Raw genomic sequence first — 1,756 nt, forward strand, 5'->3', positions numbered from 1 at the left:
GATTGTGCTTCAGCCATTATCTCATATATCATTGGTCCATTAAGTGGATTGACCCAATACATTGGAGTAACGTGGGATGATTTCTTTGGACATGCTTTCTTCACGACGCCGGTTCCGAGTGAAAGCAAACCAATATCTTCAAGTTTTATACCGAGGCAGTGCGTCGCCTCTAACAAAGCCATAAAAGATGGATTATTAGCAACTAATCCACCATCTACCATCATATTAATTTGCACGGAGCCATTTTTCCCTTTATTATCGTAAGAGAAATCATATGGTAAGAAATAAGCGGGAGCCGCAGCGGTAGAGAGTGCTGCATCTACAACCGGAATTTGATAATCTCTCACAAGCTTTTCAGAGTGTGCTGTTTTTAGGATATGTATCTGGTGGGATTCTAGATTATATGTCGGGATTAAGAGTCTGGTTTTTGCGTCTCCGATTCTTTTAGGTTCACCATCAGTATTAAATGTTTCATTTAATAGTTTTTTCAACGGTAACCTATCATAAAATGGCTTTTTGAGTATTATTCTTTTAGCTTTAGATACGTTCCGTTGCATAGGTTCGGGAAATATTTCACTTCCATGACGAACATATAGGTCAAGGATATCTTGAGCTTTAACTCCCAAGGCAAGTCCGATGGCGATAATTCCACCGGTTGAAGTACCGGCAATTAAGTCAAAATAATCGCACAGTCGAGTATCTTCACCATATTCTTGGATAAGATCGTTTTCAAGATTAGCAAGAAATTGACACGGTATAACGCCTCGAATTCCCCCGCCATCAATACTAAGGATTTTAAATTTGGGATGTTCCATTTTTTAGCATGTTCCATTCGGGATTACTCGGACGCAATTTGCGAGGAGTGAGAATGGCGAAATAAGATTTACAAAATTCGTGCCAAAGCCACTTGTCAGTCATTATAGACTGACAAGCGATTAGATGCGTGACATATATGACATCAGAACTCATATGCGAGCTTTAATGATACACCTTCGCAGTCGAGTTTGCCTTGTGCGTATGACAAAGCGATTATCATTGCCATAGCTATTAGAAGCAGGAATCTTTTCATAATGACTCTTGAATTAGTGTTATCGACGGGTTGCCTTAATCTCCATACTTGATGTACCCATTGTCAGCGTGAGTTCGGCATAGTTGCCCGATACTGTCTTCACATAATACGTGCCGTAAAGTTCACCGCCAACATATGTCTTGATTGTTTTGCCGGAAACAGTGTAAATACCGGAGCCATTACCCAATGCACCTCGTCCGGAATAACTCCCATCCTGGTTAAATGTGATGGACAGAGACATGCTTGGGTACTTGGTGATGTCAGTCCAATCATTGTCGCCACTGAATTTGACAGAAGTTGCGTTCCATGTACCAATCATCTGAGACTGGATGTTGTCTGGTTCATCGTCATCGCTTGAGCATGATGGGAGAAAGCTAAGAGTCGCTATAAGAAGCAACATGAGTGAGAAAACTTTTTTCATTTTATTCAACGAGGGGGATTTAATCCTCGTGATGCAAAATTATAGCTTTCAAGTTCAACCATTTTGAACTTATTGATAAAATTATTAACTTTGCATTCTAAAGACCTTATACGATGCCGAATACAAAAAGCTCTGATATCCGATACAAGGTTCTCGACCGCTGTTTGCGCCGAGGAGGATATTCTATGGCCAATTTACGTGACGCTGTAAACGAAGAACTGGAATTTCAAGGTCTGTCACCAGTGACAGCTCTTAATACTATAAGG

General features: G+C 40.5%; 2 protein-coding genes. Both read right to left on the reverse strand.

The features are described from left to right. On the reverse strand, positions 1 to 815 hold an 815-nt coding region (locus tag C5O24_RS13110), incomplete at its 3' end, for a CBASS cGAMP-activated phospholipase (RefSeq protein WP_107681959.1). 273 nt (positions 816 to 1,088) lie between these two features. Continuing rightward, positions 1,089 to 1,490 (reverse strand): lipocalin-like domain-containing protein, encoded by a 402-nt coding sequence (locus C5O24_RS13115; RefSeq protein WP_107036491.1) that lies wholly within the window; start codon positions 1,488 to 1,490, stop codon positions 1,089 to 1,091. Between the last annotated feature and the right edge of the window lie 266 nt (positions 1,491 to 1,756).

The organism is Paramuribaculum intestinale (assembly GCF_003024925.1).
Classification (GTDB): Bacteria; Bacteroidota; Bacteroidia; order Bacteroidales; family Muribaculaceae; genus Paramuribaculum; species Paramuribaculum intestinale.

Excerpts from the sequence above, each read along its gene's own strand:
- C5O24_RS13115 (WP_107036491.1), bottom strand. The coding sequence starts at position 1,490 with ATGAAAAAAGTTTTCTCACTCATGTTGCTTCTTATAGCGACTCTTAGC.